General features: G+C 71.0%; 18 protein-coding genes. 8 read left to right on the forward strand and 10 right to left on the reverse strand.

From position 1 onward, the window contains the following. Window positions 1–63: 63 nt before the first annotated feature. Both clpB and D9R02_RS03300 read left to right on the forward strand, forming a co-directional pair. Entirely contained in the window at window positions 64–2,727 is a 2,664-nt protein-coding gene (gene clpB / locus D9R02_RS03295; RefSeq protein ID WP_121566326.1) for an ATP-dependent chaperone ClpB, read from the forward strand. A 377-nt stretch (window positions 2,728–3,104) separates the two neighbouring features. Further along, window positions 3,105–3,305: a DUF3073 domain-containing protein gene (locus tag D9R02_RS03300; RefSeq protein ID WP_019310020.1), complete on the forward strand. Its 201-nt coding sequence runs from the start codon at window positions 3,105–3,107 to the stop codon at window positions 3,303–3,305. Between the two features lie 93 nt (window positions 3,306–3,398). Here D9R02_RS03300 and purM read toward each other — a convergent pair whose 3' ends face one another. The 5 genes from purM to D9R02_RS03325 all read right to left on the reverse strand — a co-directional run bounded on the left by purM (window position 3,399) and on the right by D9R02_RS03325 (window position 7,910). Beyond that, window positions 3,399–4,556, reverse strand: coding sequence for a phosphoribosylformylglycinamidine cyclo-ligase (purM, locus tag D9R02_RS03305; RefSeq protein WP_121566327.1), 1,158 nt, complete (start codon window positions 4,554–4,556; stop codon window positions 3,399–3,401). After that, window positions 4,553–6,100 carry an amidophosphoribosyltransferase gene (gene purF / locus D9R02_RS03310; RefSeq protein ID WP_121566328.1) on the reverse strand — a complete coding sequence of 516 codons (1,548 nt, stop codon included), beginning with the start codon at window positions 6,098–6,100 and terminating at the stop codon, window positions 4,553–4,555. Before purF ends, purM begins: the two co-directional genes overlap by 4 nt. A gap of 13 nt (window positions 6,101–6,113) precedes the next feature. After that, window positions 6,114–6,455 carry a DUF2273 domain-containing protein gene (locus D9R02_RS03315; RefSeq protein WP_121566329.1) on the reverse strand — a complete coding sequence of 114 codons (342 nt, stop codon included), beginning with the start codon at window positions 6,453–6,455 and terminating at the stop codon, window positions 6,114–6,116. 80 nt (window positions 6,456–6,535) lie between these two features. Next, window positions 6,536–6,895: a sterol carrier family protein gene (locus D9R02_RS03320; RefSeq protein WP_121566330.1), complete on the reverse strand. Its 360-nt coding sequence runs from the start codon at window positions 6,893–6,895 to the stop codon at window positions 6,536–6,538. A 13-nt stretch (window positions 6,896–6,908) separates the two neighbouring features. Continuing rightward, window positions 6,909–7,910 (reverse strand): asparaginase, encoded by a 1,002-nt coding sequence (locus D9R02_RS03325; RefSeq protein ID WP_121566331.1) that lies wholly within the window; start codon window positions 7,908–7,910, stop codon window positions 6,909–6,911. Window positions 7,911–7,980: 70 nt separating this feature from the next. Here D9R02_RS03325 and purD point away from each other — a divergent pair, with 70 nt between their 5' ends. Continuing rightward, on the forward strand, window positions 7,981–9,342 hold the full coding sequence (purD, locus tag D9R02_RS03330; protein ID WP_121566332.1) for a phosphoribosylamine--glycine ligase: 1,362 nt from the start codon (window positions 7,981–7,983) through the stop codon (window positions 9,340–9,342). Then, the gene (locus D9R02_RS03335; RefSeq protein WP_121566333.1) at window positions 9,339–10,310 is read left to right on the forward strand and encodes a phosphoribosylaminoimidazolesuccinocarboxamide synthase; all 972 of its coding nucleotides are present in this window, start codon (window positions 9,339–9,341) and stop codon (window positions 10,308–10,310) included. The genes purD and D9R02_RS03335 overlap by 4 nt, the downstream gene beginning before the upstream one ends. A gap of 50 nt (window positions 10,311–10,360) precedes the next feature. Here D9R02_RS03335 and D9R02_RS03340 read toward each other — a convergent pair whose 3' ends face one another. Genes D9R02_RS03340 through D9R02_RS03350 form a run of 3 tightly spaced genes read right to left on the reverse strand, consistent with a single transcriptional unit; the run spans window position 10,361 to window position 12,098 of the window. After that, window positions 10,361–10,699, reverse strand: coding sequence for an MGMT family protein (locus D9R02_RS03340; RefSeq protein ID WP_019310028.1), 339 nt, complete (start codon window positions 10,697–10,699; stop codon window positions 10,361–10,363). Beyond that, entirely contained in the window at window positions 10,696–11,895 is a 1,200-nt protein-coding gene (locus D9R02_RS03345; RefSeq protein WP_259463900.1) for a sensor histidine kinase, read from the reverse strand. Before D9R02_RS03345 ends, D9R02_RS03340 begins: the two co-directional genes overlap by 4 nt. Continuing rightward, a complete protein-coding gene (locus D9R02_RS03350; RefSeq protein ID WP_019310030.1) occupies window positions 11,892–12,098 on the reverse strand; it encodes a hypothetical protein in 207 nt (68 codons plus the stop codon). The genes D9R02_RS03345 and D9R02_RS03350 overlap by 4 nt, the downstream gene beginning before the upstream one ends. Window positions 12,099–12,121: 23 nt before the next feature. Here D9R02_RS03350 and D9R02_RS03355 point away from each other — a divergent pair, with 23 nt between their 5' ends. Beyond that, window positions 12,122–12,868 (forward strand): response regulator, encoded by a 747-nt coding sequence (locus D9R02_RS03355; protein WP_183085943.1) that lies wholly within the window; start codon window positions 12,122–12,124, stop codon window positions 12,866–12,868. Window positions 12,869–13,216: 348 nt separating this feature from the next. Here D9R02_RS03355 and D9R02_RS03360 read toward each other — a convergent pair whose 3' ends face one another. Both D9R02_RS03360 and D9R02_RS03365 read right to left on the reverse strand, forming a co-directional pair. Next, window positions 13,217–13,960, reverse strand: a complete 744-nt coding sequence (locus tag D9R02_RS03360) for a FadR/GntR family transcriptional regulator (protein ID WP_121566336.1) — start codon at window positions 13,958–13,960, stop codon at window positions 13,217–13,219. An 85-nt stretch (window positions 13,961–14,045) separates the two neighbouring features. Next, window positions 14,046–15,716: an L-lactate permease gene (locus D9R02_RS03365; protein WP_121566337.1), complete on the reverse strand. Its 1,671-nt coding sequence runs from the start codon at window positions 15,714–15,716 to the stop codon at window positions 14,046–14,048. 326 nt (window positions 15,717–16,042) lie between these two features. Between D9R02_RS03365 and D9R02_RS03370 the strand changes: the two genes are divergently transcribed. From D9R02_RS03370 to D9R02_RS03380, 3 genes are read left to right on the forward strand one after another with little or no spacing between them, the layout of a single operon-like run. After that, window positions 16,043–16,885, forward strand: coding sequence for a (Fe-S)-binding protein (locus tag D9R02_RS03370; RefSeq protein ID WP_039102030.1), 843 nt, complete (start codon window positions 16,043–16,045; stop codon window positions 16,883–16,885). Beyond that, window positions 16,882–18,867, forward strand: coding sequence for a LutB/LldF family L-lactate oxidation iron-sulfur protein (locus D9R02_RS03375; RefSeq protein WP_121566338.1), 1,986 nt, complete (start codon window positions 16,882–16,884; stop codon window positions 18,865–18,867). Before D9R02_RS03370 ends, D9R02_RS03375 begins: the two co-directional genes overlap by 4 nt. Beyond that, a complete protein-coding gene (locus D9R02_RS03380) occupies window positions 18,864–19,508 on the forward strand; it encodes a LutC/YkgG family protein (RefSeq protein ID WP_121566339.1) in 645 nt (214 codons plus the stop codon). The genes D9R02_RS03375 and D9R02_RS03380 overlap by 4 nt, the downstream gene beginning before the upstream one ends. The last annotated feature ends 198 nt before the right edge of the window (window positions 19,509–19,706 follow it).

The following is a 19,706-nucleotide window of genomic DNA, read 5'->3' on the forward strand; positions in this document are numbered from 1 at the left end:
CTGAGGTTGAGCGGGGTAGACTCAAGGCAAGTGACAAACCTTTAGTCAAGCAAAGGAGATGCCGTGGACACCAAGTTCACCACCAAGTCTCAAGAGGCCCTGAACGCCGCGGCCACGAACGCCGCCACGGCGGGCAACCCCACCATTGAACCCGCCCACCTGCTCAAGGCCCTGATGGACCAGCGTGACGGTGTGGCCGTCGCCGTCCTGCAGGCCACGGGAGCGAACGCCGACTCCGTGTCCCTCAAGGCCAGCTCGCTCATCAAGGCGTTGCCGAGTGCCTCCGGGGCTTCCACCGCCCAGCCGCAGCTGGGCCGCGGTGCCCTGCAGGCGCTGCAGGCCGCGGAGAACTACGCGCGCGAGCTGCAGGACGAGTACGTCTCCACGGAGCACATCCTCTACGGACTCGCGGCCGGCCAGGAGAAGACCGCGGAGGCCCTCTCGAGCGCCGGAGTCACGGCCGAGGCGCTCGCGGAGGCCATTCCTCAGGTGCGCGGAGACCGCCGGGTGACCAGCCCGGATCCCGAGGGCACCTTCCAGTCGCTCGAGAAGTACGGCACGGACCTCACCGCGATCGCCCGGGACGGCAAGCTGGACCCCGTGATCGGCCGTGACTCGGAGATCCGCCGCGTGGTGCAGGTGCTCTCACGCCGCACCAAGAACAACCCCGTGCTGATCGGTGAGCCCGGCGTGGGCAAGACCGCCGTGGTCGAGGGTCTCGCGCAGCGCATGGTGGCCGGGGACGTCCCCGAGTCCCTGCGCGGGAAGACCCTGATCTCCCTGGACCTCGGGTCCATGGTGGCGGGTGCCAAGTACCGCGGTGAGTTCGAGGAGCGGCTCAAGGCCGTCCTGGACGAGATCAAGAAATCCGAGGGGCAGATCGTCACGTTCATCGACGAGATCCACACCGTGGTCGGTGCGGGCGCGTCCGAGGGCTCCATGGACGCCGGCAACATGCTCAAGCCCATGCTGGCCCGCGGTGAGCTGCGCCTGATCGGTGCCACCACGCTGGACGAGTACCGCGAGAACATCGAGAAGGACGCCGCCCTGGAGCGCCGCTTCCAGCAGGTCTACGTGGGGGAGCCCTCGGTGGAGGACACCGTGGCCATCCTGCGCGGGCTCAAGGAGCGCTACGAGGCGCACCACAAGGTGCAGATCGCGGACTCCGCGCTGGTGGCCGCGGCCCAGCTGTCCACCCGGTACATCCCCAGCCGCCAGCTGCCGGACAAGGCCATCGACCTGATCGACGAGGCCGCGTCCCGGCTGCGCATGGAGATCGACTCCGCCCCGGAGGAGATCGACGAGCTGCGCCGCGCTGTGGACCGCCTCACCATGGAGGAGCTCGCGCTGGACGGCGAGAGCGACCCCGCCTCCGTGGAGCGCCTGGCCGCCCTGCGCCAGGACAAGGCGGACAAGCAGGCCGAGCTGGACGCGCTGAACGCCCGCTGGGAGTCGGAGAAGGCCGGTCTGAACCAGGTGGGCGAACTCAAGGCCCGGATCGACGACCTGCGCTCGCAGGCCGAGCGCGCCCAGCGCAACGGCGACCTCGGCGAGGCCTCCCGCCTGCTCTACGGCGAGATCCCCGCCGCTCAGAAGGAGCTCGACGCCGCCCAGGCCCAGGAGGACGCGAGCGGACTGAGCGAGGACACCATGGTGTCCGAGGAGGTCACCGCGGACGACATCGCCGAGGTAATCTCCGCGTGGACGGGCATTCCCGCGGGCAAGATGCTGCAGGGCGAGTCCGAGAAGCTGCTGCACATGGAGGACGTCCTGGGCAAGCGGCTGATCGGGCAGCGCAAGGCCGTGACCGCCGTGGCGGACGCGGTGCGCCGCTCCCGGGCAGGCATCTCCGACCCGGACCGGCCCATCGGCTCGTTCATGTTCCTGGGTCCCACGGGCGTGGGCAAGACCGAGCTGGCCAAGTCCCTGGCGGAGTTCCAGTTCGACGACGAGCGCGCCCTGATCCGCATCGACATGTCCGAGTACTCGGAGAAGCACTCCGTCTCCCGGCTGGTCGGTGCCCCTCCCGGATACGTGGGCTACGACGAGGGTGGTCAGCTCACCGAGGCCGTGCGGCGCCGCCCGTACTCCGTGGTGCTGCTGGACGAGGTGGAGAAGGCCCACCCCGAGGTCTTCGACATCCTGCTGCAGGTGCTGGACGACGGCCGCCTGACCGACGGCCAGGGCCGCACCGTGGACTTCCGCAACGTGATCCTGATCCTCACCTCCAACATGGGCAGCCAGTTCCTGGTGGACCCCACCCTGGAGGACAAGGCCAAGAACGACGCCGTGATGGGCGTGGTGACCGCGTCCTTCAAGCCGGAATTCCTCAACCGGCTGGACGACATCATCATGTTCGAGCCGCTGAGCACCGAGGACCTCGCGAAGATCGTGGACATCCAGGTGGCCCAGCTGGCCACGCGTCTCGCGCAGCGCCGCCTGGCCCTGGTGGTCACGCCCGCGGCGAGCGAGTGGCTGGGCATGACCGGCTACGACCCCGCCTACGGCGCCCGCCCGCTGCGCCGGCTCGTGCAGCGCGAGATCGGCGACCGCCTGGCCAAGGGCCTGCTGTCCGGGGCCATCCTGGACGGCGACACCGTGGTGGTGGACGTGGACCCGGACGTCGCCGAGGACGGCCTCACGGTCACGACCGAACGGGGCGGCTCAGCGGCCTCCCGGGACATGGGGGACGACGACATCGTGGATGCGGAGATCGTGGACGAGTGACCGTTGCGCCCACCCGGTGACCGGTTGCCGGGCACGGGGCGCCGGTGAGGAATCCCTCCGCGCCGGCGCCCTCCTCCCGGCCCACCCAGGGCCGCCGTGCGACGCAGCGGGGGAACCGCCCGGCGCCCGTTCTCCGGCCCCCTGTGGCAGCCCGGGGATGGGCCGAAGCGGGGTCGAATCCGGGCCCGTCCACGGCGGCGGCACGCCCCTGAGCCGCCCCGGACCGGCCGGGGGTGAACGCACAGGTGGCCGGTACGCGAGAAGCGTTCAAAACATGTACCCTGGACTCACGAAAAACTGACAAGACACTCCGGGGCCGTACTGTGTGCTCAACACGGCACCGCCCACCGGACACGAGACGCAGAGGGGGTCACGCCATGGGGCGCGGCCGTCAAAAGGCGAAGGCGACACGACAGGCGCGGGAGATCAAGTACTTCAGCCCGCAGACCGACTACTCGGCCCTGCAGCGCGAGCTGCGAGGCACGACACCGTCCTCCCGAGCCGTGGACCACGAGGAACGACCCGAGGACGAGGACGACTACTCGACCTACGTGGAGAAGTACTCCGACTACGACTGACCCGGCGTCCGGCGCGGTGAGCGCGCCGCTCGACTTCAGCACAGCAACGAACCGCCCACACTGCCGTGTGGGCGGTTCGTTGCGTACCGTCGGTCAGTCGGCGTAGTCGCCGGTCATCAGCACGCCGCCACCGGCCACGCCCTTGGCGCCCTGCACCCAGTCGGTGCCGTGCCGGGCGGCGTCCGGGTCCACGGGGCCCACGCGGCCCATGACCCACGAGGGGAGACCGCGCTCGTTGAGGTGGGCCACGGCGGCGTCGGCCACTGCCGGGTCCACGATCGCGACCATGCCCACCCCGAGGTTCAGGGTGCGCTCCAGGTCCGGCTGCGGCACGTTGCCCAGCTCCGCCACCAGGCGGAAGACCGGCGGCAGGGACCACGTGGAACGGTCCACGGTGGCCTGCAGGTCCGCGGGGAGCACGCGGGCGAGGTTGGCCGCCAGGCCTCCGCCGGTCACGTGGGAGAAGCCGCGCACGCCGTGGCCCGTGGCACCCTCCTCCCCGTTGACGGGGAAGGTTCGGGCGAGGTCCAGGACGTCGGCGGCGTAGACGCGGGTGGGCTCCAGCAGCTCCTCGCCCAGGGAGCGGCCCAGCTCGCTGACCTGCCGGTCCAGCTGCCAGCCGGCCACGTTGATGACCCGGCGCACCAGGGAGTAGCCGTTGGAGTGCAGGCCGGAGGAGGCCATGCCGATGATGACGTCCCCGTCCTTCACGCGCTGCGGGCCGAGCAGCTCGTCGGCCTCGACCACGCCGGTGGCGGCCCCGGCGACGTCGTACTCGTCCACTCCGAGAAGGCCGGGGTGCTCCGCGGTCTCCCCGCCGACCAGCGCGGTGCCGGCGGCCTCGCAGGCGGCGGCGATGCCCCGCACGATGCCGGCGATGCGCTCGGGGACCACCTTGCCGGTGGCGATGTAGTCGGTCATGAACAGGGGCCTGGCGCCCACCACCACGATGTCGTCCACGACCATGCCCACGAGGTCCCACCCGATGGTGTCGTGGATGTCCAGGGACTGGGCGATGGCCACCTTGGTGCCCACTCCGTCCGTGGACGTGGCCAGGTACGGCTTGCGGTAGGCGGTGAGCTCCGAGACGTCGAAGAGACCCGCGAACCCGCCCACGCCGCCCACCACGCCGGGCGTGTGGGTGGCCTTCACCGCGGCCTTCATGAGCTCGACGGCACGGTCCCCGGCGTCCACGTCCACGCCGGCACTCGCGTACGTGACGGACTGGGGCTCGTGGGGCTGCTGGCTCATGCGCGGGTCTCCTGGGTGGCGGCGTCGTCGGGTCGGTCGGTGAGGGGCTCCACTAGGTCCGCGGAGGGCGCCGCGTGGGCACCGGTAGCCTCGAGGACGGCCTTGCCCAGGCGGTCCGCCTTGGGCAGCGCCGTGGGGTACTCGCCGGAGAAGCACGCCGTGCACAGGTTGCCGCGGGACTGCGCGGTGGCCTCGATCATGGCGTCCTCGGAGATGTAGCCCAGGGAGTCCGCTCCCAGGGAGGCGCGGACGTCCTCCACGGTGAGGCCGTTGGCGATCAGCTCGGCCGGGGAGGCGAAGTCGATGCCGTAGAAGCACGGCCACTTGATGGGCGGAGAGGAGATCCGCACGTGGATCTCCGCGGCTCCGGCCTCCCGCAGCATCCGCACCAGGGCGCGCTGGGTGTTGCCGCGCACGATCGAGTCGTCCACGACCACCAGGCGCTTGCCCGCCACGATCGAGCGCAGGGGGTTGAGCTTGAGCCGGATGCCGAGCTGGCGGATGGTGTCCGAGGGCTCGATGAACGTGCGCCCCACGTAGGAGTTTTTCACCAGGCCGTGGCCGAAGGGGATCCCGGCGGCCTCCGCGTAGCCGATCGCGGCCGGGGTGCCGGACTCCGGGGTGGGCATCACGAGGTCAGCGTCCACCGCGTGCTCCTGCGCGAGCCGGCGCCCCATCTCCACGCGGGACTCGTACACCGAGCGGCCGTTGATGGTGGTGTCCGGGCGCGCGAGGTACACGTACTCGAAGACGCACCCGGCGGGCGTGGGCTCCGCGAAACGGCTCGAGCGCAGCCCGTTCTCGTCGATCGCGATGAACTCGCCGGGCTCGACCTCGCGCACCAGGGAGGCGCCCACGATGTCCAGCGCGGCGGTCTCGGAGGCCACCACCCAGCCGCGTTCGAGGCGGCCCAGCACGAGCGGACGCACGCCCAGCGGATCGCGGGCGGCGTAGAGCGTGCTCTCGTCCATGAACGTGAGGCAGAACGAGCCCACGAGCTGGGGGAGCAGCTTCATGGCTGCTTCCTCGAGCGAGTTGAGGGGGTGCTCGGCCAGCAGGGCTGTGATCAGGGCGGTGTCCGTGGTGTTGCCGCGCGCCATCTCACCCCGGGAGGGGAACCCGGACTTGTCCAGCAGCAGGTCGTAGAGCTCCGCGGAGTTCGTCAGGTTGCCGTTGTGCGCGAGCGCCAGGGTGCCGTGCGGCGTGGCCCCCAGGGTGGGCTGCGCATTGGCCCAGTGGGAGGCGCCCGTGGTGGAGTACCGGGCGTGGCCCACGGCCAGGTGCCCCTTGAGGGTGTTGAGGGTGGTCTCGTCGAAGACCTGGGACACGAGCCCCATGTCCTTGTAGACCGAGATCCGCTCGCCGTCCGAGGTGGCGATGCCCGCGGACTCCTGCCCGCGGTGCTGCAGGGCGTAGAGACCGTAGTAGGTCAGCTTGGCGACGTCCTCGCCGGGAGCCCACACGCCGAACACGCCGCACGCGTCCTGGGGGCCTTTCTCACCGGGAAGAAGGTCATGGGAGAGTTTTCCGTCAGCTCGAACCACGAGAGACAGTGTCTCACGAGTGCGTGCGGTGCCCGCCTTCGTGAACGTCCTCGACCTCGGCGGACGCGTTCCGTGAGCGCTTCAACGAGACCCGGTCCAGCAGCAGGCCCACCACGGCGCCCAGGGTGGCACCCAGGATCAGGAACATCATGAGGAAGAAGCCGATGATCGCCGCGCGGGTGTAGGCGATCGAGCCGGGGCCGAGCGCCCCCACGAGGAGCCCCACGAGGGCGCCGACCGCGGCGCCGGTGGCCACGAACGCCAGGAGGTTGGGGGCGCGGCGCACCGTCACCTCCTGCGTCCGGGACACGGACTGCGGCTGGCGTTCGGGGGTTTCGGGGCTCGCGGAACTCATGGTCTCCAGGCTATCGCGCGTTCCGGGGACCGCGCGCCGAGCCCGCTGAGGGCGGGCTGGCGATCCGCTGGGAGTTGGTGTCACCCGAACAGCGGCAACCACGCACTGAGGTCCGTGCGGGTTCCCGACGCCGCCACGGTTCCCTCCGCCACCGCGTGCGCCCAGGTCTCGGCGCCCGTGGCGAGAGCCAGCCAGGTGGTCGCGGTGGTCTCCACCACATTGGGCGGGGTGCCGCGGGTGTGCCGTGGTCCGGGGACGCACTGGGTCACGCCGAAGGGTGGCACACGCACCTCCACGGAGTTGCCCTCGGCGCGGGAGCCGAGCTCCTCGAGGCAGTAGCGCACGGCGGTGGCGGTGGTGCGCCGGTCCGCCTGCTCGGGGTCCCGGCGCCAGCGCGCGAGCGCGAGGGAGCCATCCGCGGGGTCGATCCTGCGTCGCATGCCAGGGCTGCCCTCAGGCCATGAGGTCGAGCAGCGGCTGGGCGAGCTCGATGGCGCCCACTGGCTGCCCGGCCGCGGTGACGGGGTGCGTGACGCGCGCGAGGACGCGGTCGGTGTCGGCCCGGGAGATGGCGCCCGCATGGACGAGGAGGTTGAGGCCCACCAGGGAGTTGGCGCGGGAGGAGCCGTCGAGCATCTTGATGGCCACGGACCACCCGGAGCGGGTGCCGAGACCCAGCACGCCCTCGGCGCCCAGCTTGGTGATGACGTCCAGCTCCTCCATGACCACGGTGTTGGAGCGGCCCGGACCCTGGACGTACTCGGGGTAGTCGAGCATGGAGGTGGCCACGGTGGCGGCGCGGGCGTCCGCCTGGATGTTGCGCGCGGCGCGGCCCAGCGTGGAGTACATGCGTGCCAGACCGGTCAGGGAGATGGCCGTGAGCGGCGCCCCGCAGCCGTCCGCCCCCAGGTGCGCCACGGTCTCGCCGGAGAACTCCTCGATGGTCTCCACCACGAGCTGCTGCAGCGGGTGGGCCGGATCCAGGTAGGAGTCCGTGGGCCAGCCGTTGGTCACGCACGCGAGCAGGAAGGCCGCGTGCTTTCCGGAGCAGTTCATGCACATCCGGTTCTTGCCGCGCTCGGTGCGGATCAGCCACGCGCGGGTGTCCTCGTCCTCGGGCCAGTCCGGCGGGCACTGCAGGGCCTCGGGGCCCAGGTCCGCGGCCTTCAGGATCGAGCTCACGGCATCCAGGTGGTCGAACGTGCCGGTGTGCGATGCCGCCGCGATCGCCACCTGCTCGCCCCGCAGCGCCGCCCCGGCCTTCATGGAGGCGATGGCCTGGAACGGCTTGAGCGTGGAACGGGGGAAGATCGTCTCCTCCGGGGCACCCACGGAGAACGCCACGGACCCGTCCGGGGCGAGCACCACGGCGGAACCGCTGTGGCGGGACTCCACGTATCCGCTGCGCTGCACCACCGCGAGTTCGACGGCCTGGTCCGAGCTGAAAGTCTGCATGACCCCAGTATGACAGCGGGGCGCGCACCCCCGTTGCCCTCGTCAGGGCCCCTGCCGATACGCTGAGCGCGTGAAGGTTTTGGTGGTGGGCCCAGGCGGCCGCGAGCACGCGATGATCATGTCCCTGCTGCGGGACCCGCACGTCAGCGAGGTCCACGCGGCGCCCGGCAACGCCGGGATCGCCCAGGACGTCCCCGTGCACCCGGTCAACACCCAGGACCCGGAGGCCGTGGTGGCGCTCGCGCGGGACCTGGCCGTGGACCTCGTGGTGGTCGGTCCGGAAGCACCGCTCGTGGCCGGTGTCGCGGACGCCCTCACCGAGGCGGGGATCCCGGTCTTCGGCCCGTCCCGCGAGGCCGCCCGCATCGAGGGCTCCAAGGCGTTCGCCAAGGAGGTCATGGCCGCCGCCGGTGTCCCGACCGCGCGCGCCGTCGCCACCTCTGACCTCGCCCGGGTGCGCGAGGCGTTCGAGGAGTTCGGCGCGCCCTACGTGGTCAAGGACGACGGGCTGGCCGCGGGCAAGGGCGTGGTGGTCACGGAGGACCGGGAACGCGCCGAGGCGCACGCCCGGGAGTGCCTGGACGCCGGGGGCTCGGTGCTCGTGGAGGAGTTCCTGGACGGACCCGAGGTTTCCCTGTTCGTGCTCAGCGACGGCACCCATGTGGTGCCCCTGCAGCCCGCGCAGGACTTCAAGCGCGTGCGGGACGGGGACCAGGGCCCCAACACCGGCGGCATGGGCGCCTACACGCCGCTGGACTGGCTCCCGGAGGGCTTCACTCAGGACGTCGTGGACCGTGTGGCCCGCCCGGTGGTGGACGAGCTGCGACGCCGCGGCACCCCGTTCACGGGCGTGCTCTACTGCGGTCTGGCCGTGACCTCCCGGGGCACCCGGGTCATCGAGTTCAACGCGCGATTCGGGGACCCCGAGACCCAGTCCGTCCTGGCCGTGCTGCAGACGCCGCTGGGTCAGCTGCTGCTCGACGCCGCCCGGGGGCGCCTCGACGAGGACCGGGCCCTCGAGTGGGCACCCGGGGCGTCCGTGACGATCGTGCTCGCCGCGCACAACTACCCCGGTGCGCCGCGCAAGGGGGACGTGATCACCGGACTGGAGGACCCCGCCCATGAAGCGGACACCTGGGTGGTCCACGCCGGTACGGACCGCAACGAGGCCGGTGAGCTGGTCTCCGCCGGCGGCCGGGTGCTCGCCGTGGTGTCCCGCGGTGCGGACCTGCGGCAGGCGCGGGAGCGCGGTTATCGTGGGATGGAGCACATCACCCTGGACGGATCGCACTACCGCACGGACATCGCGCTCGCGGCGTCCGAGGGGCGGATCGAGACCCCGGTGACCCCGGCGGCGTCGTCCCCCGGGGCGGGGCACGCACCAGCGGTGGACGGACGGCCCGCGGCGGACGCGGCAGAGGAGCAGGCATGAGCGAGCACGGCACACCCCGCGAGATCCCCGGCTGGAAGCACGTCTACTCGGGCAAGGTCCGGGAGCTGTACGTCCCTGACGAGTCCCGCCTGGCGGCCACGGGAGCCGCCATCCACGACGACGCCGAGTACCGCGCGGGCGCCGTGCTGGTGGTCGCGAGCGACCGGATCTCCGCGTTCGACCAGGTGCTGCCCACCGAGATCCCCGACAAGGGCACGATCCTCACGCAGCTGTCCCTGTGGTGGTTCCAGCAGCTGGACGGGATCCCCAACCACATCCTCTCCACGGACGTCCACGAGTCCGTGCGCGGACGCGCCGTGGTGTGCAAGAACCTCTCGATGTTCCCCGTGGAGAACATCGTGCGCGGCTACCTCACCGGCTCCGGGCTCAAGGACTACCGGGCCACGGGCGCGGTGTGCGGGATCGAGCTGCCGGAGGGGCTGCAGGACGGCGACCGCCTGGAGCAGCCCATCTTCACGCCCACGGGCAAGGCCGAGCTGGGTGAGCACGACGAGCCCATCACCTACCGGGAGATGGCCAACGTGGTCGGCAACTCCGTGGCGGACCGGCTGCGGGAGCTCTCCCTGAAGATCTACACGCGTGCCGAGCGGATCGCCCGTGAACGGGGAATCATCGTGGCGGACACCAAGGTGGAGTTCGGCCTGGACTCCTACCGCGGTGCGATCACCCTGGGGGACGAGGTGCTGACCCCGGACTCCTCACGGTTCTGGGACATGGAGACCTACAAGCCGGGCCGCTCCCAGCCGTCCTTCGACAAGCAGTACATGCGTGACTGGCTCCGCTCGGACGCCTCCGGCTGGGACGGCCACGGGCCGGTCCCCGCGCTGCCCGAGGACGTGGTGGCCAAGACGCGCGAACGCTACGTGGAGGCCTACGAGCGGCTCACGGGTCGGGCGTTCGACCCCCGCGGCGGCTTCTTCGAGGTGACGGGCCTCGCCGACGCCTGAGCCCCGCGCGCAGGCGGGGGAGAGCGGCGTCGGTCTCTCGGGCCTCGGCGTCAGCCGTTCCAGCGGGCGCGGGCCATGTCCACCTGCACCCAGTGCGCGGAGGTGGTTCTGAGGGCCGTTCCCTCACTCTCGTAGTGCCCTCGCGCGGCGATCTGCAGCCGGTCCGGCAGAGTGCCGTCGGCCCGCACCACGCGCCACCACGGCACGTCCTCGCCGGCCTGGCCCAAGCTCATGATGCGCGCCGCCAGCCGGGGGCTTCCGAGCTGCGCCAGCTCGGCCACGTCCCCGTAGCTGAGCACGGTCCCGGACGGGATGCCCAGCACGACGCCGCGCACGGCCCCGACCGCAGCCTCACCGCGGCGGGTCTGCTCCGCGCCTGGTCCGCTCACGCGACGGGGATCCGCACGTCCAGGTGCCACACGTGGTTCTGCGGGCCGTAGTCCACCTGGCCGTTCAGCAGGGCCACGCGTTCCCTAATGCCCCGCAGACCGAAGCCGGAGGCCAGTTCGTGGCGCTCCGGGTCCGCGGCACCCTGAGACACCCGGTTCTGGGTGTGGATGCACACGGCAGCGTCCTGCACGCCCAGCCGCACCAGGCAGGGTGACCCCGCGGGCGCATACTTGATCATGTTGGTGGAGGCCTCCTGCAGCACCCGGGCCGCGGTGCCGCGGATGGACGTGGGGATGTCGTCCACGCCCTCGCCCACCTCGAACTCCGGCACCAGTCCCGCCTGGCGCAGGCTCGACTCGAGGGTCCGGACCACGCCGTGCAGGGAACCGGTGGTCAGGCCCGAGGCGCTGCCCCGATCCTCGGCGGCCTCCCCGGCGTCATCGGCGCCGGGGGAGTCCCGCAGGATGTGCAGCAGCGTGCGCAGCTCGGTCAGCCCGGAGCGGGCCGCGGCGTCCATGGTGTCGATGGTGCGGTGCAGCTCGGCGGGATCGGTCTGCCGCTGGGAGCCTGCGGCCTGCATGGTCACGAGGGTCAGTTCGTGGGCCACGACGTCGTGCAGGTCGCGTGCCAGGGCCAGCCGCTCCTGCTCCCTCAGCCGCTGGTGCGTGGCCTCCATGACGGCGAGCCGACGGGTGTTGAGCCGGTACTGCCCCAGGAAGAACCGCACGGCCACGCCGATCAGCGCGGCGATGCCCAGGGGGATGCCGAGCGCCCAGAAGAAGTCCGAGCTCTCCAGCACCCAGGCCGTCACCGCCACCCAGGCGGCGGTCACGGCAAGGTGAGCGACCAGTGCCGCGCGGCCGAGCATGGCCACGGCGCCGACCATCACCACGCAGCCGCACAGCAGGGCCACGGAGTACTCGTCCAGCACCAGGCACAGGGCGTAGGAGGGGACGATGGCCAGGGCGCTCGCCGCGGCGGACCACGCGAGCAGCGCGACCGCGCCGTAGCTCAGGACGATCCACGCCGAGACCAGGGCGGCCGTGGTCGGATCCAGCTCCGCCCAGTGCAAGGCGTGAAGGTCGTCGAATGCCGCCACCGCGGCGAACAGCACCAGGGCGATGCGCAGCCAGCTGGGCAGCCCACCGCCCCGTGCTATGTGGACCCCGTCCGTCACGGCGGGGGCGGAACTCACCGGGGGTTGCAGTAAATGGGGAAGAAGCGGCAGAGCGCGCTGCCCGGTCCGCGCACCGAGTCACCGGAGGAGACCGCCAGGGCGGGTCCCGCGGAGGCGAAGAGCATGGAGAACACGAGGGCGGCGGCAGCGGCCGCGCGGAGAGGAGAGGTGCGGCGGGCGGGTGAGGCCGCGGCGTCGAGATCCTGCGAATGCTGAGTCATGTGCGCAAGTTTATGATCGTTTCATGGATTTGTGCAGGCTTCTTTTGGTGGACGACCATCCGCTCATGCGGGACGCCCTCGCGAACCTCTTCCGCGCCGAGCCGGGGTTCGAGGTCGTGGGGGAGGCCTCCGAGGACGCCGAGGCGGTCGCGGAGAGTCTGCGGCTGTCCCCCGACGTGGTGCTCATGGACATCCGCATGCCCGGGATGGACGGGATCGAGGCCACACGCCAGATCGTGGCGCAGTGCCCGGACACCCGGGTGCTGGCACTGACCACGTTCTCCACCCTCGAGTACGTGGTTCCGGCCTTGCGCGCGGGCGCTTCCGGCTACCTGGTCAAGGACGCCCGGCACGACGACATCGTCTCGGCCGTGACCCTGATCCGCGACGACGAGCTGGCCCTGTCCCCGTCCGTGGCGAACTCCCTGGCCAACAACGTGCTGGGCGACGTCCCCGTGCCCTCCGTGCGGCGGGGACGCGGCCGTGGGGCCCTGACCCAGGCGGCGATGTCCCCGCCGCCGGGCCCGCACCCCGGGGCGCCCAAACTCACCCCGCGTGAACAGGAGACGCTGGAGTGGATCGCCAAGGGGCTCAACAACGCGGAGATCGCGGAGCGGATGACCGTGTCCCACGGCAGCGTGAAGTCCTACGTGTCCCACCTGTGCGAGAAGCTCGCCGTGCGGGACCGGGTGCAGGTGCTGATCTCCGGCATCCAGTGGGGGCTCGTGCACCCCGAGCTGGACGCGGACTCCACCCCGGGGCCGCGCTGACTCACAGACCGTGCCCAGCTTCGGTCCACAAGTCTGGCCGATTGGCCATGGTGGTTCGGGGTCCTCGTACGGCAGAGTGGTTCGTGGACATCGGATGAGATGTCCACGCGCTCCGGTAGGGCGAACGGTTGTACGGCGTTCGCATCCCCGACGGAGCGGACCGCTGGGTTCGCAGCGGGGGTCCTCGTGTCTCCTGTGTGACCGAACGAGTTCCGTGAGGCCTGGATCACCTCGCGTGCAGCTCCGAGGGTCCCCGTTGCGTCAGCGGTCCAGGGCAGACACGAGCCTGGCCCCGGCGTCCTCCGACCAGGGGGCGTCGGGGTTCTTCTGTGTCCGCGTCCTGCCGGTTCAGCGCTCGTCGGCCGGCGGGCGGCCCGCCGTGCAGGCCGCATCCGGCGCGTGGCCGTAGAACCACATGATGTGCTCGCGCAGCAGCCGTGCAGCACGCTCCCCGTCCCGGGCTCGCGTGGCCCGGTGGATCTCCCGGTGCTGCTCCTGCAAACGCGCTCGAATGCTCGGCCAGTCGGAGGTGGCCGCCACGGTCTCCTGGACGTAGCCGATCGTGGCCTCCCGCAGTGACGCCATGATCGTCTCGAGCACCACGTTGCCGCCCAGCGAGGCGAGGTGCAGGTGGAACTGGGCGTCCAGGGCATGGAACTCCTCGTCCCCCACCTCGGGATCCTCCATGCGCTCCAGCATCTGCTCGGCCTCCGCGAGGACCCGGTCCCGTTCCCCGGTCTCCGACGACGCCGCGTCCAGGCTGGACTGCGTCTCCAGCAGGATGCGGGTGCTCACCACGTCTGCCACCGGCAGGGAGCGGGTGGCGATGTGCATCCGCAGCGCCCAGCCCAGGGCCGCCGAGGGATCCGAGATGACAGTGGCGCCGGACTGCGGACCCGATCCGGTGGCGGTGCGCACCAGCCCCATGGCGGCGAGGATTCGCACGGCCTCCCGCACCGACGCCCGCGAGATGCCGAAGTCCTCGGCCAGGGCGCGCTCGGCGGGCAGCTTGTCGCCCACGCGCAGACCTCCCGAGCGCAGCTGCTGCTCAAGCCAGTCCAGCACCACCGTGTAGGCGGGTGCAGTGCTCATGGTTCCTCCCCGGATCCTGACGTGCGATGGCCCGCCACCGCGAGCTGCGGTGGCGGGCCGAGACCGTTCACTGTACTCGGCCGTCTCAGGCCACCGGCAGCATCCACGCGAGGACGTTGGACTGCAGGAACACCAGGCAGCACAGCGCGAGCAGCATGCCCAGGGACCACGGGAGCACGGAGCGGAAGATCTGCGACTCCTTGCCCTGCATCCCCACGGCCGAGGACGCGATGGCCAGGGACTGGGGCGAGATCATCTTGCCCACCACGCCGCCGGACGTGTTCGCCGCGGTCATCAGGTACGGGTCCAGCCCGGAGCCCAGGGCCGCGGTCTTCTGCAGGTTGGCGAACAGCGCGTTGGCGGACGTGTCCGATCCGGTCACGGCCGTGCCCACCCAGCCCAGCACGGGGGAGAAGAACGCAAACGCCGCGCCGAGGCCGGCCACGAACGTGCCGATCGCCAGGGTCTGACCGGAGAAGTTCATCACGTAGGCCAGGGCCAGGACCGACATGATGGTCAGGGCGGAGAAGCGCATCTTCCAGAAGCAGCGGCCAATCTCCGCCAGGGCGTCGCCGATGTTCAGGCGGAACGTGCCGTGGTGGTTGAACACGGCGTAGACCACAGCCACCACCAGGCCGGTGAACAGCAGCAGCGTTCCGGGGCTCGAGAGCCACTGGAACGTGTAGACGGTGCCGGAGATGGGGTCCCCCTGGGCGTTGACCAGGTGGCCGTGCAGGCCGGGCCAGGGGATCTTCACGTCAGTGGAGGCCAGGGCCTTGGGGATGCTGACCCCCGCGGTCCACAGCTTGGCGATCCCGAAGACCACCACCACGAGCACGTAGGGCAGCACGGCCATCCACACGCGTGCCGGCGTGAGCACCGCCGCGTTCTCGGGGCGGGTGACGCCCAGGTCCGCGCGCACCTCCTCCGCGCCCTTGGGCCGCCAGAAGCGCATGAGGACCACGATGGCCGCGAGGCCCACCAGCGAGGCCACCACGTCCGTGAGCTCGTAGGAGAAGTGGGTGGCGCACCACCACTGGGCCACGGCGAAGCTGCCGCCCACCACCAGCGCGGCGGGCCAGGCCTGCTTGAGGCCCCGGGCGCCGTCGACGATCATCAGCAGGAAGAACGGAACCACGAACGCGAAGAACGGGGCCTGGTGTCCCACGACCGCGCCGATGTGCGCGGGGTCCAGGTCCGTCAGGGTGCCGGCCGTGGTGATGGGGATGGCGATGGCGCCGAAGGCCACGGGGGCGGTGTTGGCGATCAGGACCAGGGTGGCCGTCTTGAGGGGCTTGAGACCCAGGGCCAGGATCATGGTGGCGGTGATGGCCACGGGGGCACCGAATCCGGCGAGGGCCTCCAGCAGCCCGCCGAAGCAGAAGGCGATCAGCATGGCCTGGATGCGCAGGTCGCCGCCGCCGATGGTGTCGAAGATGGTGCGCAGGTCCTCGAAGCGTCCGGACAGCACGGTCACCTGGTAGAACCACAGGGCCATGACCACGATCCACACGATGGGGAACAGGCCGTAGACGGCGCCCTGGGTGGCCGTCAGCGCGGCGAGGTGGGCCGGCATGCCGAAGCCGAAGACCGCCACGAGCAGGGCCACGGCGAGCGAGGTCAGACCCGCCACGTAGGCGCTCGCCTTGAAGGCGAGCAGCATCACGAAGAAGGTCAGCAGGGGCAGGCAGCCGACCAGGGCTGACCAGCCCACGCTGCCCGCCACGGCATCGGTGGCGGCGGTGAATGTGTTCACGGGTTCTCCAAGGGGTGGGGCCGGATCGGAACCGTGGTTCCCGGATCGAGGGGGCGGTCCCGGCGGGGCGGTGTGCGCCGTGTCCGGGACGGGTCGTACGATAAGTGGTCAGACCATAGTGGTCCGACCACACAGCGTACATGATCCATGTCACACGGTGAAGGAGTCGCGCACCCGCGGGCGTGGGCCCCATGCGCCCCTCCGGCGAAGTGTCCCGGGGTGGGTTGCGCGTTGTTGTGACCGGACTCACGGGCGTAGCCTGGTCTGGCCACAGAGATGGACCGGGGCACAGCATGACCGGCGCAGACGGTTGGGAGACCACACACATGAGAATCGCGCTCTTCGCCACGTGCATCGTGGACGCCATGTACCCCAAGGTGGCGCTGGCCACCGTGCGGATCCTGGAGCGGCTGGGGCACGAGGTCGTGTTCCCCCAGGGGCAGGGCTGCTGCTCGCAGATGCACGTCAACAGCGGGTACTTCCAGGACGCCGTGCCGGTCATCCGCAACCACGTGCGCGCCTTCACCAGCGTGGACTACGACGTCGCCGTGGCACCGTCCGGATCGTGCGTGGCCTCCCTGGGCCACCAGCAGCCCATGGTCGCCCGCGAGTGCGGTGAGGACGCCCTGGCGGAGGACGCCGAGATGGTCGCCGGGAACACGTACGAGCTCTCCGAGCTGCTCGTGGACGTGCTGGGTGTGACCGACGCCGCCGAGCAGCTGGGCTCCTACTTCCCGCACCCCGTGACGTACCACCCCTCGTGCCACGGCATGCGGCTGCTGGGTCTCGGGGACCGCCAGAAGGATCTCGTGCGCTCCGTGGCGGACATCGAGTTCCACGAGCTGCCGGACGCCGAGGAGTGCTGCGGCTTCGGCGGCACCTTCTCCTTCAAGAACCCGGACGTCTCCGGTGCCATGGCGGACGCCAAGCTCCACAACATCCGCGGCTCCGGCGCCTCCCTGTGCACCGGCGGGGACGCCTCCTGCCTGATGCACCTGGGCGGAGCCGCCTCCAAGCGCAAGGTGGACATCCAGACCGTCCACTTCGCGGAGATCCTCGCGTCCACCCGGTCCAACCCGCTGCACGTGGAGGGCCCCGTGGAGCTGTCCATCCCCCAGCCCGGCCGTCGTTCGACGAGCGCGGCCACCACCGCAGGAGCAACTCGATGAGCGTCACGTCCCTCGGCATGCCGTCCGTGCGCCCCGTGCACGGGCAGGGCAACCTGCACGCGCAGGTGGCGTTCCCCAAGGCCGCCAAGAAGGAGCTGCAGAACGAGCAGATGCGGGCCAACATCCGGCACGCCACCCACACCATCCGCGCCAAGCGCGCCGGCGTGGTGGGGGAGGTTCCGGACTGGAGCGAGCTGCGCGACGCCGGCTCCGCCATCAAGGAGACCGTGATGGCGCGGCTGCCGGAGCTGCTCGAGCAGTTCGAGGCGAACGTGACGGCACGCGGCGGCGTCGTCCACTGGGCCCGGGACGCGGACGAGGCGAACGCCATCGTGACCCGCCTGGTCCAGGAGCAGGACACCACCGACGTCATCAAGGTGAAGTCCATGGCCACCCAGGAGATCGGGCTGGACGAGCACCTCTCCGAGCACGGGATCACCGCCACGGAGACGGACCTGGCCGAGCTCATCGTGCAGCTGGGGCGGGACAAGCCCTCGCACATCCTGGTGCCCGCGATCCACAAGAACCGCGAGGAGATTCGCGAGATCTTCAGCCGCGAGATGCCCGGTGTCACGGACGAGCTCACGAGCGAGCCCCGAGTCCTCGCGGAGGCGGCCCGGCAGCACCTGCGGGAGAAGTTCCTGACCTCCAAGGTGGCCATCAGCGGTGCGAACTTCGGCATCGCGGACACCGGCACCCTGTCCGTGGTGGAGTCCGAGGGCAACGGCCGCATGTGCCTCACCCTCCCCGAGACGCTCATCACCGTGATGGGCATCGAGAAGCTGCTGCCCACCTACCAGGACCTCGAGGTGTTCTTCCAGCTCCTCCCGCGCTCCTCCACGGGGGAGCGCATGAACCCGTACACCTCCCTGTGGACGGGCGTGACCCCGGGGGACGGCCCCAAGAACTTCCACGTGGTGCTGCTGGACAACGGCCGCTCCGCCGTGCTCTCGGACCCCAAGGGGCGCTCCGCGCTGCACTGCATCCGCTGCTCCGCGTGCCTGAACGTGTGCCCGGTGTACGAGCACGCGGGTGGCCACTCCTACGGCTCCACCTACCCCGGTCCCATCGGGGCGATCCTCTCGCCGCAGCTCACGGGCATCACGTCCGAGAAGAACGCCTCCCTGCCCTACGCGTCCTCGCTGTGCGGTGCGTGCTACCAGGTGTGTCCCGTGAAGATCAACATCCCGGACATCCTGGTGCACCTGCGGGACGAGGACATCCGCACCCAGCACGGTCAGCGCGTGGACCGGGCCGAACCGGCTCCCGCCACCGAGGACCCGGCCGTGGGTGGCGCCGATGACTGGCGCGAGGAGAAGTCCCTCACCGCGGACGAGGGCCAGGGCGGTCAGGACTCGGCCCCCTCCGAGGGATCCCTGTCCCAGCTGGGCTCGCGGGCGCGCCGCGCCGGGCGCCGGATGCGCCGGGCCGTCCCCTCCCGAGGACTGCCCACGCAGATGGACGCCATGATGAAGGGCGCGTCCTTCGTGATGTCCTCCGGGCAGCGGATGTCCCTCGCCGAGCGCGGGCTGCCCATGGGGCGCCTGGTGGCGGGCCGCGACCACGCCATCGGCTGGCTCCCCGGCATGGTGGGCGGCTGGACCGACGAGCGGGACATCCCCGAACCGCCCAAGGAGTCCTTCCGCAACTGGTGGAAGAAGCACGAGGGGGAGACCGACGAGCGCCTCGCACGCGACGGTGTCCCGGCGGGGTCCGGCCTGCAGCGCAGCGGTGACGAACGCGCGGAGGACAGCGCGGCGGCGTCGGCCAGCCCGGGCGCTCCCGCGGCCGAGGACGCGGCCAAGGCCTCCCGTGTGGCGGAGACCGCCGCCGGGACGGGCGACGACGCCGCCACCCCGGGTGCCGGTCCCGATGCCGCAGCCGGGGGCCAGCGGGAGGCCACGGGCGATCCGCACGAGGACAACATCGACGCCCCCAACGGCCACGCCGAGCGCGGGGACCAGAACGGAGAGCAGGCATGAGCGCGGACGCCAAGACCGAGATCCTGGAGCGGCTGCACGGTGCGCTCTCCGACCACCCGCAGGCGCCTGAGGTCCCCCGGGACTACCGGCACACCTCGGAGCTCTCGCGCGACGAGATCGTCGACATGCTTGAGGACCGGCTGCTGGACTACAAGGCCAATGTGTACCGGGAGACGGCTCAGACGGTGGCGCAGCGCATCGCCACGCAGCTGGGGGCGTCCGCCCGCTACGTGATCCCCGAGGGGCTGGACACCGCGCTGCTCCCCGAGGAGACTGCGGCGCGCCGCGCCATCGTGGACCCCAACGACGGTCGCAAGGCCTCCGCGCTGACCGTGCGGGACCTCAACCAGGTGGACGCCGTGGTGACCTCCTCCACGGTCTCGTGCGCGCAGACGGGCACCATCTTCCTGTCGGGGCGCCCGGACGAGGGGCGCCGCGCCATCACCCTGGTGCCGGACCACCACATCTGCATCGTGCCGCTGGACTCCGTGGTGGAGCTGATCCCCGAGGCCATGGCCCGGGTGGAACCCACCGCGCCCACCACCATGATCTCGGGCCCGTCCGCCACATCGGACATCGAGCTCGAGCGCGTGGAGGGTGTCCACGGGCCGCGCACGCTGGACGTCATCCTGCTGGGCTGAGGGTCTGACCGGTCGACGGGCCCGCGCAGCGGCGCCCCGGGGACCCGCCCCGGGGTCCCGCCCTCGGTAACCCGCGCCGGGGATCGTCCACCCACGAGCTGATGCCCAGGTTCACCCCGAGGGATTAAGTGCAGATATTGCCATCTACCAGTCCGTAGATGGCAATATCTGCACTTTTTTCTGCGTGGAGGAGGGCGG

It is taken from the genome of Kocuria rhizophila, assembly GCF_003667225.1.
Lineage (GTDB): Bacteria > Actinomycetota > Actinomycetes > Actinomycetales > Micrococcaceae > Kocuria > Kocuria rhizophila.